A 13,595-nucleotide genomic window follows, 5' to 3' on the forward strand; every position below is an offset into this window, starting at 1 on the left:
TATGTGATGATCATATTCGCAATGTGCTGCTGCGGCATTTCCCGCGCCCAATCGACCGTGGCGAACGTGGACGTGAGCCTGACGATGCCTTCGGTAGCGCTGGTGGACATCCTGCCCTCCGGCTCCAACGCCGTCACATTACAGATGACCGCGCCTTCCGAAGCGGGCAACACGGTGGGAACGGGTACAGCGAACAGTGCCAACTGGCTGGTATTCACTTCGGCTGTCGCCCCCGGCGCATCGCGCAGCATCAGAGGCGACGTGGTGGGCTCATTGCCGCCGGGAATCCGCCTGCGGCTGGATATTTCGCCTTATGTGGGCACCGGGCAGGGGTTCACGGGCGGCAACAGCTACGTCACCGCCAATACTTACCTGACCAATACGCCGACGAATTTTATAGCCAACATCAAGGGCGCGTACACAGGTATCACCTACGGCAGCAGCGGATTCAAGCTCAACTATTCCCTTGAAATACAAGATTTTGCAAACATGCGCAGCGGCACTACGAGCGTGACCGTGCGCTACACGATGGTGGATAACTGATGAAATACCTGATCCTTTTCTGCATGGTTTGCCTGACGGCGCGGCTGGCGCCCGCGCAAACGATTTCGATCAAAGGCGGAGCGAGCTGGTCTATCCCGTCGGTTTCGTCGGTCATTACCAAAGCAGGGAAAAATTACGAGCATACCGAAACCAGCAGCGCTTCACATACTTTGCTGAAAGTCAACTCATTGATACTCTGGAACATTACGGCCCATTTGAGCACCACATCCAACTGGGACCCGGCGCTGAAATTATCCGTCGTGCGCACCGGCAACGGCACGGGCATCGCCATCCTCACCGGCGGAACCACCTATTTGCAGCTTACAAGCACCCCGCAGGCGTTTTTCAGCGGACTGCTGAATCTCACGGCCCACCGCGACGACATTCCGATCCAGTACAAGATCGAAGGGCTTTCGGTAACATTGCCGGTTAAAACCTACACCACCACCGTGATGTACACGATTTCCGGACTGTGAATCCTGCTTAATGCGAAAAAGAGACCAGGCAATGCAGTTCATCGCGACAGGTCGCTTTGCGGCTCATACTTTCCGAATGTCCGCTCCAAAAATGCCTCGATCCGCTCCTTTTGCCGCAAATGATGCCTGAAATGCATTTCTGAAAACGCAAACCATTCCTCAGCGCTCAGATAATGCAGGCCGGGATGCCTGGTTTTGCCGTGAAAGAGGCTGGTGGCGATCAGTTGGGCGGTTTCATCGACGATCATTTTTAACGCCAGAAGGCGGTCGATCAGGAGCTCTTTGCTGGTCGGCTGCCGCACGTAGGCATTGGACGGCGGCCCTTCGATGATCATGTCGGGGAATGCCCGGTTACGCAGCATGGCTTTCGCTTCGGAAGTGCAATCTTCCATCGCATAGTCGTTCGATGCCAGACAGGTTTTGATTTGTGAAAAGTAAAATTCCGTTTCGTCGAGCATGTGCACATACACCTGCCCCAGCGACCATGCCCCCGGCGCCGGCTGGGCCAGAAGCCTCGCAATATCGTAAGGTTCAAGCGATTTGATCCAGATGTCGATGGTGTGATGATAATCCTTGACTCTCATGGGTAAGTCCGGTGCTAATTTCTGCACAAACCTACAAGCATTGCCGCCGAAAATGGGCGGGTGTTAACGACAATCGACGGTGGCATTTGCGCCAAATTTGGCTACATGCGTGTTTTTATCTGTGTTTTTTTGGTGCTGCACATTATCTTACGGCGCGAGAACCGTGGTGCAGAGCGCTACATTTCAGCTCCCTTTTACTTTAATTTAAATACAAATGCCTTCAAATCCCTGGCTTGGCGCCATGAAGCGGGTCCTTGCTCTTTCTCAAACCGGCCTGGCTTTCCAGCCGAACGACTACGACCGTGAACGCTACGAAGAAATCCGCCAGATCAGCCTGGACCTGCTCGCCCACATGAGCAATGCCCCGGTGCAACAGATCATGAGCCTTTTACCAAACGATGTCGGTTACATAACGCCGAAAGTGGATGTGAGGGCGGTGCTTTTCAATGCCGGCCAGATCCTGATGGTGCAGGAAAAAATAGATAACGACCGCTGGACGCTGCCCGGCGGATGGGCCGACGTCGGGTACACACCATTCGAAGTGGCGGTGAAAGAGGCTTTCGAGGAAACCGGTCTGCGCACGGAGGCGGTTCGGCTGCTAGCTGTTTTTGATAAAAGCCGGCACGACCATCCCGAGGAACCGTGGTACGTTTACAAATTTTTCATCCTCTGCGAAGTGACCGGCGGCGAAATCCTGCGCCAAACCACCGAAACATCGGACGTAGCCTGGGTGAAGTTCGAAGACGTGGCCGGCCTCGATTTGTCGGAGAACCGGGTGACCTACTCGCAGATCACCCGGCTGCTGCCATTTGCTGCTGACCCCACGCTGCCGGTTTTGTGCGACTAGCATGCATTGGCGGAAATGGACGGACAGTCCACGCGGCCTGTTGCAGACCAGCGCGATAACAAACACTATTTCAAGGCCTTGTCTTAAACCTGATTTTAGAAAAGGACATCAGCGGTTCGATCGGCTTGGCCTCCGCATTGCGGAATACGAAATAGATATCCTGCTTGCCCGCGGTGGGTTGCAGCGCGATGCGAACGGGCGGCTGTGCGAAGCGGCTGCGCGGGGCAGGTGCCGGTTTGGCGGGCTGCGTGCCTTCTTTTTTGGCTCCACTTTCCAGCTCAGCCATCATTTTGGTCATATCCACCGGCTTCGCAACCGTGAGGTTATGCTGGCCGATCAGGGCGCCGGTGGGCGAGCCAAGCCGCACCTCGATCGTGCCGCCCACGCTGCCTTCGCGCTGTTGCGCGGCGGCGTTCAGTTCCAGGGTGTCGATGCCCGTGAGATCAATGCCAGGGAATGCAATGTAGCTGTTTTCAAATGCTACTACGCTGAAACCCAGTCCCGCCACGCCCAATGCCTTTGTTTCCACACCTTTCGTCACAGGTGCCTCGGCTGCATTCAGTTCCGGGCTGCGGAGCACGATCGTTTCCTCGGTAGTTTGGGCCGGCACCGCTTTGGTAGTCCCCACGGGGCGGTCGGTGTATGCGGCCCGGATGATCACCGAGCCTTTGCCGTTGTCGGTCCTGGGAATGCGCGGTGTGTACCGGCCTTCGAGCGGGAGCGTCGAGAGCGTTTTAGCGGTGCTGTTGAGCATATACCGGACAATCACCTCGGCGTCGGCCACGGGCAGCGCCGGATGTGCGGCCATTGCCACTTCCCCCCAAACACCCGAGCCGCCTTCGAGCACCTTTTTCACGAGCCGGTCCAATGCGCCGGGGTCGCTTTTGTATTTGTTAGAAACATCGGCGAACGACGGCCCTACCGACTTCGTATCCGGCTGGTGGCATACTTTGCAGTCGCTTTTGCTCATTAATGTCTGCGCAACGGCAAATTGCGTGGTGGCATCCACACTACGCTGGCTCTGGGCAACTTCGGCATAGTCGAAACCTTCCGCGGTGTAGTCGATGCTAACGGCCACCTGGCCGGGGTTAATGCTGCCGTCGGCTGTGCTGCCGTCTTCCTTGTCGGAAATACCCACGGAGTAGCCTATGACCTTGTTCGGGAAGAAAAACGTGTTGTTCCCGTCCAGCCTGATCGCCACTTTCGGCGGTTCGTTGCCGGCAATGATGCGCACCGACTGGCTGTTACTGGCGCCTTTGGTGTCGGTTACAGTGAGCGTGGCCGTGTACACGCCGGCCTTATCGAATTTCACGACCGGGTTTTCAGTGGTAAATGTCTTTGGCGCCACACCTGGGCTCGTCACTTTCCAGCTGTATTTCAGGGCATCGTTATCGAAATCTTTGGTGCCTTTTGACGACAAAACCGTTTCAAACGGCACTGTCCCGCCCTTCTTTTCGGCATTGGCGGCGACGATCGGCTTGCGGTTGCCGCCGTTGTATTCAATGCGCACCAGGCGCGAGTTGTCGCTTTTCCGGAACCAGTTGCTTCCGTATTCGAGAATGTACAAATCGCCATCCGGCCCGAATTTGATATCGATCGGCTGTACCGGGTGGTAAGCCGGCAGCACCCGCTCCATGGATTCGTAATCGCCTTGCGCATTCATGCTGATGGCCATGATCCAGCCCCGCGAGAAGTCGGCGGCGATCCATTTGTTTTCATAATAGGCCGGCCAGGGACGTTTCGGATTTTTGAAATCGGAGCGGTGGTAGACAGGCCCGCCCGTGGCGCTGCGCGAGCCTGAACCCACTTGCGGAAACTGCTCGGAAACGCCGTAAGGATAATATATGAAGCTCGGGGCAGTGGGAAACAGCTCTTTCAGGCCGGTGTTGTTCGGCGATGTGTTCACGAGGTTTTTGGGGTCTTTTTTTGCGCCCGGCTTGTTTGCGGCGTAGTCGAACACGGGAAATGCCTGGTCGTTGCCCACAAACCACGGCCAGCCGAAGTTGCCGGGCTTGCGCGCCTGGTTCAGCTCGTCGTAGCCTCTCGGGCCAATTTCCGAATCCTCGTTCGCATCCGGTCCTACTTCGCCCCAGTACACAAAGCCTGTTTTGCTATCCACCGCAATGCGCCATGGGTTGCGGTGGCCCATCGAATAAATTTCGGGGCGGGTTTTCGCGGTGCCTTTGGGATAAAGGTTGCCATCCGGAATGGTGTAGGTACCGTCGGGTTCGGGATGAATGCGAAGGATTTTGCCCCGCAAATCATTGGTATTGCCCGCGTGGCCCTGGTCGTCCCAGCTCTCGCGGCCGGGGCGCTCGTCGGTTTGCGCGGCCTTGTCGTTGCCGGTGTTGTTACCGACCGTCAGAAACAGGTTTCCGTTTTTGTCCCAGGTCATCCCGCCGCCCGTATGGCAGCACACTTCGCGCTGGGTGGTTACTTCGAGCACTACCTTTTTCGAACTTTCCACCAGTTGGTCATCCACAAGGTCCCAGCGTGCGAGGACATGTTTTTTCTCCGTCGGATGCGCATAATAGAGGTAAATCCAGTGATTTTTCGCGAAGTTGGGATCGAGCGTGATGCCCATCAAGCCCTCCTCGGCCTCCCGGGAAACGCCCTCTTTGTTCACATATTTGGTATTAACGGGAATCGTCGTGATCAGCTCGGTGGTCCGGCTGGACGGGTTGTATTTCTTCAAAGCACCTTTCCGCTCGATAATGTACGAACTACCGTCCGGCAGCACTTCAAATGCCATCGGTTCGTCCAGGTTATCGGCCAGGACAACCGGCGTGAAACGGCTCTCGTCGGGTTTGGTAGCGGTGTCCTGCATGGTGAATGCCGCCAGAGAGGCTATTGCAATGAGTTTTGCAGACCATCGGGCAAATGAAACAGTACGGTTTTGTGGGCTCGGAAAACGTTTAGGCATAGATGATTACGTCAAAAGTGAATCATCGAATATATGGATTTTTTTAATCCTTATCCAAAGGAAGTATGCCCCTCAATGTAGGATTATCCAGCAGGCTCCGCAAACGGATCGAATCCGGGTAAGGAATTTCAAACTGAGGCTGAACGAGTGTCGCCGGATCGTGGGTTTTCAGGTATTTCCTCACGTTCGCATCCTGTTTTAAAGACAGGTCGTGAGTTTGGCGAACGGCACGCATATCGCTGTTTTTGCGGGTAATGTGGCCCATCACGAACACCACGAAGAACACCGCCCCCAGCCAGGCAATGCGCCAGTTTTTACGAAAAATCTCAATGAAACGCACTGCAAACCACGCATTGCCGATTAAGCCCAATGTAAACAGCTCCGTGTACCGCGACGATACGCTGAGCATCGACTGCCCGCGCCCATACGCGATCGCGATCGTTTGCGCGAACGACCACATCACGCATCCCGCCATAAACAGGTCTGCTGGCGTCAAATCACGCTTTCGCAGTAACCAGGGCACCATCGCGAATGCGGGTAGCCACAGCACAATGGCCGCCGGCCAGCTTTTCGACACCGGCCAGGCGAGAATGTACCGGAGCGCGCTGAACAGCTCCCCGACACTCCGCGCACGAAAAATATGGTTAGCCTCGATTTTCGGCATAATCGAATATCCCAGTCCGGCGAGCGCGACGAGCACAACCGCCAGCACCGCGTGCTTCACATTAACCTCCCTTTCCGAAATGCTGCGCAGCACATACACACCCGCTACCGCAAGCGGCGTGAGGATGCCGGAAGCCATTGTGAGTACGCTCAGCCATGACACCACCAGCACACCGACCATCGCCAGCGGCTTTTCGGGATATAATGTGGCAAGGATAATGCCGGCAAGGGTGAAAATGATCAGGAAATAGAACTGGCTCTGGAAACCTACCAGCAGATTTTCGAATGCGAAGGGCAGCGAAAACTGGGCGATGATCACGATCAGCACCAGCCAGCGCGGGCCGTAGAGCGCATTCCGGCGCATGAGAAATAAGAGCAGCATAAGCGGAATACACGCCGCCACGAGGATATTCACCCGCGCTTCGGTGAGGTTATCCCAAACGCCGGTGGCGCTGAATATCGCCAGCGACAGCAGGCGCGTCGGGAAAATCCGGTGTTCGTTGTGCGGCTGCCAGAGGTGCGCAAGTTGTAACCGGCCTTCGAGCCACGGCCTGAGCAGATAGTCACCCTCCGCATCCCACTGGTCCCAGAAAGGAAGGCGGATGGCGAATGTTTCGATAAAATAAAACCGGGCCGCTATGATGGCGACAAGTGTGCCAAGCAGCGCGAGAATGTGTCTTGTTTGCAATAGCGTAACATGAGTATAGACGTCAAAATTAGTTTGTAACTGTTATAAAGCGACATTTTTTTCCGAAATATCAAGAACGGGCCGGCACACCCGTGCCGACCCGCGTCTGCTGAACGACCGCTTGCGGCCACTCATGCTGCATTATTCTAAAAGTAACGACTGGCGAAACTTCGGTTACAATTGCCTGATAATGGTGACAATGCTTTGCTTCTTCACAGCCAGGCGCCCGTCGGCACCGGCATTCCGAACCGGGGCGAGGTCATGCTCGGCCGATGTCTCGTAAACGCTTACCGCACCGGCCGGCTGCCCGCCGCTGATCGCAAGGCTGATGTCACGGTCCTGGTTGTCGGCATTCACGATCACCGTCACCAGCGACTTATCGGTGTTCAGGTAGGAAGAAACGACCATCGCGTCCGTGCCCAGGCCACCCGAAACATCCACACGCACCGCACCCGGGCGTACGAAACGGCTGAAATTGCCCAGTGCCCAAAGCATTTTGGAGGACTGAAAGCTGCCGTCGTTTTTATTTTTATCAATGTAAACCAGGCCGTCCTTGTAGTCGTACGGCGATACAGAAATCCACCAATGCCATGCCGCTGCCTGCGCATTCACAAGGTCGTTGTGGATCACGCGCGCCATGTACAGCCCGGCATTGATGCCCAGGTCACGCCCCTCTCCCTTAATTTCCCCCTCATTATCACCCAGAATGCAATACTCCGACTGCCAGTATTCTAGGCCGGGAACTTTGGCAACCGCGGCGGCCAGCTGCCGGCGTTTCTCGGCAGCGGCTTTGTAGGGAGAAGTGGTGAAATAGCTGTGCCCCGAAATGGCCGGAAGCACATTGGGCAGGTTACAGACGTAGTCGGGGCTGTTTTTGTCAAAAAACGCAGTGACCTGGCTGGCGCGTCCGGGCCGGTTATGCTCGGAATACAGGTAGTCGATCTGCCCCGCCTCCGCGATGTTGATTTTGGTAGCCAGGTTCTTCTTCAAAAGCGCCGCGCTGAGCGAGCGGGTAATGGCGGCGATCTGGTTGTTGAAATAAGGTGTTCCCTCCTGCCCTCCGTCGCTCCAATCCCATTGCGGCTCGTTCACAGGGCTGACGTATTGAAATGTAATGCCCGTTTTCCGGCGCACGCCGTCGATCACATCGGCCAGGTAACCGGCGAACTTATCGTATTGCTGTGCGGGCAGGTTCGGCTGACCATTGGTAGCATAGCCTTTTCCATTGGTGGTAAATTGCACGGGCGGGGAGTTCGGGAAAACCAGGAACTCATTCACACCGCGTTCTTTGGCGGCTTGGAGGAACCACATCTGGCCCTCCTGCTTGTTCCAGTCGTAGCCGCCATCAGCAGCAAAAAACGACTCGGCGCGGCGCCATTCGTCCCGGATACCGCTGGCATCGCCCTGCTCGGCTGTGCCGCCGCCCGCGTTGAAACGCCACAGCGACAAGCCGATGCCTTTCGGACGGCCGTCGCTGTGCGTGTCTTTACTGAAGAGGAGGTCGGCAATGGCATTCTTCTTCGCCAGGGGCCATTTACCTACAAACTGGCAGGCCCAGGCGTCGGAACCGCCGAAATGGCGGATGGTCTGGTAAGTTTTGGATGGATCAATGCGGATCGTGACCGTCTCCTGAACCGGGTCAACGGGTTTGGTGGCGGATTCGGCGCCTTGGCAGCTCATGGACGACGTCATGAGGAGCCCGAGGAACAGCGTTCCGAGGTGTTGGGAAATTTGCATGAACAGGTCTGTCAGGGAATGGAAGAAAAAAGAACTCCCGGCGACAGAGGCACCGGGAGCGGAAATTTGCATTAATAGCCCGGGTTTTGTTCGAGCTGGTTATTCGAAGCCTGGATCTCGGTGCGCGGGATAGGCAGCCAGTACTGCTTGTCGGCAAAACTGCGGCCGGTAAGCGCCTCTTTACGGGTGTAAGTAAACGTGTTGCCGGTTTTACCGATTTCCACACCATAAGCAGGCGCATTTTCGGTGGTGCTGGCGATTTTCCAACGACGAACATCATAAAAACGGTGCTCCTCAAACGCCAGCTCAATGCGGCGCTCAGCACGGATACGCTCGCGCATTTGCGCCTGCGTGAGGCCCGCAGGCAATGCAGGCATGCCTACGCCTGTGCGCTGGCGTACCGCATTCACGGCCGCGTAAACGCTTGCATCAGGACCAGTCGCTTCGTTTTGCGCCTCGGCGTAGTTCAACAGGATCTCGGCGTAGCGGAAGTAAATCCAGGTTTGCGTACCAGCTACATCCCACGGGTTTTCGATCGGCAGGTTGTCGTTCATGAATTTTTTCAGATAGTAGCCGGTTTTCGACGTGTTCCAGTTCGAAGGGCCGTCTTTGCTATCCTTTCCACCCGGTGTGAACGTTTCCACGGTGCTGCCGCGGTAAGGTGCGCCATTGTAAAGGATGGTCGCGTAGAAGCGCGGGTCGCGGTTTTTGTACGGATTTTTCGGGTCGTAGCTCGTATTTGCGTCGGTGATGCGCGTGCCGTCCATCATTTCATAGTCGTCTACCAGGTTCTGCACCGGCACGTTACCGCCCCATGCATTGTAGCCATTAGGACCGTTCGCGATTTCGAGGCACACGTGGCGCGCGCCAATGGCGTACAGTCGACCGAAAATGATCTCCGGGTTGTCGGAAGTGATGAAAAGGTTGCCGTATCCGCCGGTGTACAGGTTGTATTTGTTCAAATCCATCACTGCTTTGGCTGCCGCTGCTGCCTGCTGCCAGGTTCCGGCATTGTAAAGCGGGCTCGCCGCGTACAGGGCCAGACGCGATTTCAAAGCCATTGCGGCGCCTTTGGTGGCACGGCCGAGTTTCCAGTTGTTGTCATTCGATGCCGGCAGCAATGCGGTTGCTTCGTCGAGCTGCGCGATGGCGTAGTCGAGGCCCGCTTTGATTTCGGCACGCTGGAACAGCTCGGGGCTGGTGAGGTCGTCGCTTACCTCCGAAACTTTGTCGCCCATGAGCACCACTTTTCCGTAGTTACGGATCAGGTCGTGGTAGCGGAATGCGCGGATAAACTGCAATTCGCCCTTCAAGCGGCTGCGGCGGCCGGCGCTCATCGGCACCTGCTCAATGTTCGCCAATGCATAGTTCACCTCACGGATGCTGCGGTAGCTGCGACCCCAGAATGTGCCCGCGATACCGGTATTCTCAGGCGCAATTTGTCCCCGCTGGATCAGCCAGGTATTGTCGTCATTGTTATAAATGGACTCATCGGTAAGTGACGACCACATTGCATATTCGAATCCGCGGCCAAAGCCCGGCAGCGTTCCTTCCGCTTCCTTGTCCGTGAGCCGCACGCCCATGTAGCGGTTGGTCACGTAGGCTTCAAAAAGTACCGAATCGGAAAGAATGGAGGCATCGGAGACACGGTCGGTCGGCACGACGTCGAGGAAGTTCTGGTCGCAGGCAGTCACCGTCAGGAGCGCAGCCACGGCCAAACCGGGTAGTTTCAAGCTTTTTATATTCATGTCAATCATGATTGCAATTAGAATTTGATATTGAGGCCCAGGTTCATGATGCGCTGCTGCGGATAGAACTGGCCGCTCTCGTTATTTCCTTCCGGGTCATAGTCCTTCACGCCCGTGATGGTGAACAGGTTGAATGCGCTCGCATAAATACGCAGCGACGATATTTTCAGCTTCGCCAATGCGTCTTTCGGCAGCGTGTAACCCAGCTCCACGTTTTTGAGGCGCACGAACGAAGAGTTGTTCAGCCAGAAATTGTTGGCATACAAACCGCCGTTGATCGACGACGAAGCACGTGTATCCACCCGCGGGAAAGAGCCGTCCGGATTGCTCGGGCTCCAACGGTTGTCGGCCCAGCTGCTGTAAAAGTTCCCTACCTGGCCTGACTCAGGCAATACATACTGGCTTACCATTCCCTGGCCTGCAAACACGAGGGCAATGTCGAATGCATCGTAACCCGCATTGAAAGTAAGGCCGTAGGTCAGCAACGGCACATTGCCGTACTTGCTGCGTACCTGGTCGTCGGCGGTGATTTTGCCGTCTTTGTTGTAATCTTCCAGGATAAGGTCGCCCGGCTGTGCGCCTTGCAGGTGCGGGTAAGCGTCGAGGTCGGCCTGGGTGCGGAAAATGCCGAGGGTGTTATAAAGCAGTTTCGTGTAAAGCGGACCGCCTGTTTCGCGCTGATAATCAAGCGCACCCGGAGCCTCGTCGATGAAAATCACCTTGCTTTTGGCATAAGTAACATTACCCGAAATGTTGTAGCGGAACCGTCCGTTGTGGTTGTAGCCCAATGTCGCTTCCATACCGCTGTTGTTCACTTTCCCAAGGTTCTCATCCGGCACGAGCGGCGTGTTGTCGTTGGTTTTGTGCGGGTTTACAATCCCCGAAGTGTTTGGAATAGAAGCGTTTCTGGCAGCAAGAATGTCTGATCTTTTCTGTTTGAAATAGATCACTTCAATGTTGAAGTTTTTCAGGAAAATCGCATTCAAACCGATATCCAGCTTCCGGGAAGTTTCCCAGGTAATGTTCGGGTTGGCGAGCTTCGTGAGGTCGATACCGGGCGAGATCACATTATTGCCCAGCACATACTGGTTCACGAACGAGTAGTTGTTGTAGAACTGGAATTGCCCCACATTGTCGTTACCCAATGTACCGTAAGAAGCGCGGAATTTCAGGTCGTCGATAAAACGGACGCTATTTTTGAACCAATCCTCCTGCGAAATACGGTAACCTGCCGAAACCGACGGGAAGAAACCATATTGCTTGCCTTTCGGGAAAATCGACGAGCCGTCCACACGTGCCTGCACTTCGGCCAGGTATTTCTCATCGAAATCGTAGGCAATGCGGCCAATGTAGCTCCGGCGGGTAAAGTTGAAGCTGCTACCCGAGTTGTTTTTGTCGGTTGCCGCCGCGCCTCCCTGCGAAAGTTCCGGCGTGGAGGCCGTAGGGAAGTTGATACGCGTCGCACCGAACTTCGCCTCATGGCGCTTGTTTTGCTCGTAGGCCACAAATGCATTGATATTGTGCTTGCCAAACGTTTTGAGGTAGTTCAAACGAAGGTTTTGCGTGATGTTGGTGATGTTCACCTGCGACTGGTCGATGGACGCCGCTCCGGCCGAACCGCCTGTAACCACACCCGTGTAAGCACCCGTGGTTTGGTTGTAGTTATAAAGCGTGTAAGGGATGCTGAACGACTTCGAGAAGTTGAACGATTTGTCCACCGAATAAAAACCATCCACCGACAGACCGTCCAAAAACGGCATGTTGTAGCTCGCACGCAAAATTCCGTTAAAAACGGACGTCGGGTTATTCACCGTTCCGCCCATGTCCGTGCCGAGCACAACCGGGTTCTGATTTTCCACGCCGGTGGAGTAGAAGCCGTTCGGATACTGCGAAATTACCGTCGGATAAGCCCGGTAGATCGAGCGGAACGTGTTACCCGCGGAAGAAATCGGGAATGTACGGTTTTCCTGGCGGCCCGAAAGTCCAAGGCTCACCTTGAAATCCTTCGTCACATTGGCATCAATGTTAGAGCGGAAATTGTACTGCTTGTATTTCGTAGCGGCATTTTTGTACAATGCATCCTGGTAAATCGTCCCCAGCGACACGTAGTATTTCACATTGTCGGTTCCGCCATTGATGGCCAGGCTGTGCTGGTTTTGCAGCGCAAACTTTTTGAGAGTTTCCTTTTGCCAGTCGGTGTTAGGGTAGTTCAATGGGTCGGAACCGTTGCGGAACTTCTCGATTTCCTCGGCCGTGTAATGCTGGTTCATTCCGCCCGACGGATTGTTATAATAGTCGATTTCGTTCATGATCGTCGCGTAAGTACCTGCGTCGGCAAGCTTCGGCAGGCGTGTCGGCGACGAAAATCCCTGGTTGAAGCTGTAAGAAATAACCGGTTTGCCGGTAGTTCCGCGCTTGGTAGTTACAAGGATTACCCCGTTGGCCGCCCGGCTTCCGTAAACCGCCGCCGAAGCGTCTTTCAGAATGGATACGCTTTCGATGTCGTTCGGATCGAGGCGATCGAGGCCGCCTACCTGGCCGGGGATACCGTCTACGACGATCAGCACGTCGTTATTGCCGGTGGTCGCAAAACCGCGCACGGTGTAGCTCGAACCATCGTAACCAGGCTCGCCGCCGCGGTTGTTGGCTACAAAACCGGAGAACCGGCCTGCCAGCGAGTTGGACAAGTTCGGCTGAGGGCTTTTTACCATATCGGCCCCTTTTACTTCCGAAACCGAGCCGGTCAATGTCGCCTTTTTCTGCGTTCCATAACCGACCACCACGATTTCGTCCAGTGTTTTGTCGTTTGTCGCGAGTTTCACATCGAGCTGCGTGCGGTTACCCAGCACGATTTCCTGGTTGACATAGCCAATGTAAGTGACCACCAGCGTGCCATTGCCATCGGGCAGGCTGAGGGAATACTTGCCGTCCACATCAGTTGTGGTGCCGGTGGTAGTACCTTTCAGGATCACACTCGCGCCCGGCAGGCCTTCACCGTTTTCGGCGGTGACGGTACCTTTTACCGTAAATGTGTTTTGTGCAAATGCCGGGAGTGTAATGAGCGCGAAGCAAAGCGACCAGCAAACGGCCTGCAATACTCCCCGGAGGGTTGGCCGACCGGCCTTGCGCATGCCCGTCCGGAGAGCCGGCCTGGCGCGTTCGGGGTCGTTGTGAAAAGTTTTTTTCATACAGCTGTAAAAAGTTGAATAATTGGATGCCGGGACCAGTTTAAAACAGCGGCGGGCGAAGGCGGTTGGTCCGGACATCCGGTAATCTTGAAATAGTCATAAGCCGGGGTGCCAATCGCCGCGATTTATAAATTGATCAATCAAAAGTAGGACTATTTCAACCCGGCCATAGGGGGACATTTTCGCATTAAAGAGGGG

General features: G+C 55.4%; 9 protein-coding genes. 3 read left to right on the forward strand and 6 right to left on the reverse strand.

The annotated features are described in order from the left end of the window. The first annotated feature begins 6 nt into the window (after positions 1-6). Positions 7-543 (forward strand): hypothetical protein, encoded by a 537-nt coding sequence (locus DFER_RS07295; protein WP_229206199.1) that lies wholly within the window; start codon positions 7-9, stop codon positions 541-543. Continuing rightward, positions 543-1,019 carry a hypothetical protein gene (locus DFER_RS07300; RefSeq protein ID WP_015810981.1) on the forward strand — a complete coding sequence of 159 codons (477 nt, stop codon included), beginning with the start codon at positions 543-545 and terminating at the stop codon, positions 1,017-1,019. Before DFER_RS07295 ends, DFER_RS07300 begins: the two co-directional genes overlap by 1 nt. 38 nt (positions 1,020-1,057) lie before the next feature. Here the strand turns inward: DFER_RS07300 and DFER_RS07305 are convergent, their stop codons facing one another. Then, complete coding sequence (locus DFER_RS07305; protein WP_015810982.1) at positions 1,058-1,603, reverse strand: DinB family protein; 546 nt, start codon at positions 1,601-1,603, stop codon at positions 1,058-1,060. Between the two features lie 214 nt (positions 1,604-1,817). On the opposite strand from DFER_RS07305, the gene DFER_RS07310 reads away from it, so the two are divergent. Then, positions 1,818-2,450, forward strand: coding sequence for an NUDIX hydrolase (locus tag DFER_RS07310; RefSeq protein ID WP_015810983.1), 633 nt, complete (start codon positions 1,818-1,820; stop codon positions 2,448-2,450). 70 nt (positions 2,451-2,520) lie between these two features. Here the strand turns inward: DFER_RS07310 and DFER_RS07315 are convergent, their stop codons facing one another. The 5 genes from DFER_RS07315 to DFER_RS07335 all read right to left on the reverse strand — a co-directional run bounded on the left by DFER_RS07315 (position 2,521) and on the right by DFER_RS07335 (position 13,397). Then, positions 2,521-5,277 (reverse strand): PQQ-dependent sugar dehydrogenase, encoded by a 2,757-nt coding sequence (locus DFER_RS07315; RefSeq protein ID WP_015810984.1) that lies wholly within the window; start codon positions 5,275-5,277, stop codon positions 2,521-2,523. A 139-nt stretch (positions 5,278-5,416) separates the two neighbouring features. Further along, positions 5,417-6,724 (reverse strand): hypothetical protein, encoded by a 1,308-nt coding sequence (locus DFER_RS07320; protein WP_015810985.1) that lies wholly within the window; start codon positions 6,722-6,724, stop codon positions 5,417-5,419. A gap of 174 nt (positions 6,725-6,898) precedes the next feature. Continuing rightward, positions 6,899-8,533, reverse strand: coding sequence for a glycoside hydrolase (locus DFER_RS07325; protein ID WP_015810986.1), 1,635 nt, complete (start codon positions 8,531-8,533; stop codon positions 6,899-6,901). Beyond that, positions 8,533-10,209, reverse strand: coding sequence for a RagB/SusD family nutrient uptake outer membrane protein (locus DFER_RS07330; protein WP_041736082.1), 1,677 nt, complete (start codon positions 10,207-10,209; stop codon positions 8,533-8,535). The genes DFER_RS07325 and DFER_RS07330 overlap by 1 nt, the downstream gene beginning before the upstream one ends. 17 nt (positions 10,210-10,226) lie before the next feature. After that, entirely contained in the window at positions 10,227-13,397 is a 3,171-nt protein-coding gene (locus DFER_RS07335; RefSeq protein ID WP_015810988.1) for a SusC/RagA family TonB-linked outer membrane protein, read from the reverse strand. Positions 13,398-13,595: the final 198 nt, after the last annotated feature.

The organism is Dyadobacter fermentans DSM 18053 (assembly GCF_000023125.1).
Taxonomy (GTDB): Bacteria; Bacteroidota; Bacteroidia; order Cytophagales; family Spirosomataceae; genus Dyadobacter; species Dyadobacter fermentans.

Coding starts and splice junctions, on each gene's coding strand:
- DFER_RS07295 (WP_229206199.1), top strand. CDS start 7: ATGATCATATTCGCAATGTGCTGCTGCGGCATTTCCCGCGCCCAATCG.
- DFER_RS07300 (WP_015810981.1), top strand. CDS start 543: ATGAAATACCTGATCCTTTTCTGCATGGTTTGCCTGACGGCGCGGCTG.
- DFER_RS07305 (WP_015810982.1), bottom strand. CDS start 1,603: ATGAGAGTCAAGGATTATCATCACACCATCGACATCTGGATCAAATCG.
- DFER_RS07310 (WP_015810983.1), top strand. CDS start 1,818: ATGCCTTCAAATCCCTGGCTTGGCGCCATGAAGCGGGTCCTTGCTCTT.
- DFER_RS07315 (WP_015810984.1), bottom strand. CDS start 5,277: ATGCAGGACACCGCTACCAAACCCGACGAGAGCCGTTTCACGCCGGTT.
- DFER_RS07325 (WP_015810986.1), bottom strand. CDS start 8,533: ATGCAAATTTCCGCTCCCGGTGCCTCTGTCGCCGGGAGTTCTTTTTTC.
- DFER_RS07330 (WP_041736082.1), bottom strand. CDS start 10,209: ATGAATATAAAAAGCTTGAAACTACCCGGTTTGGCCGTGGCTGCGCTC.
- DFER_RS07335 (WP_015810988.1), bottom strand. CDS start 13,397: ATGAAAAAAACTTTTCACAACGACCCCGAACGCGCCAGGCCGGCTCTC.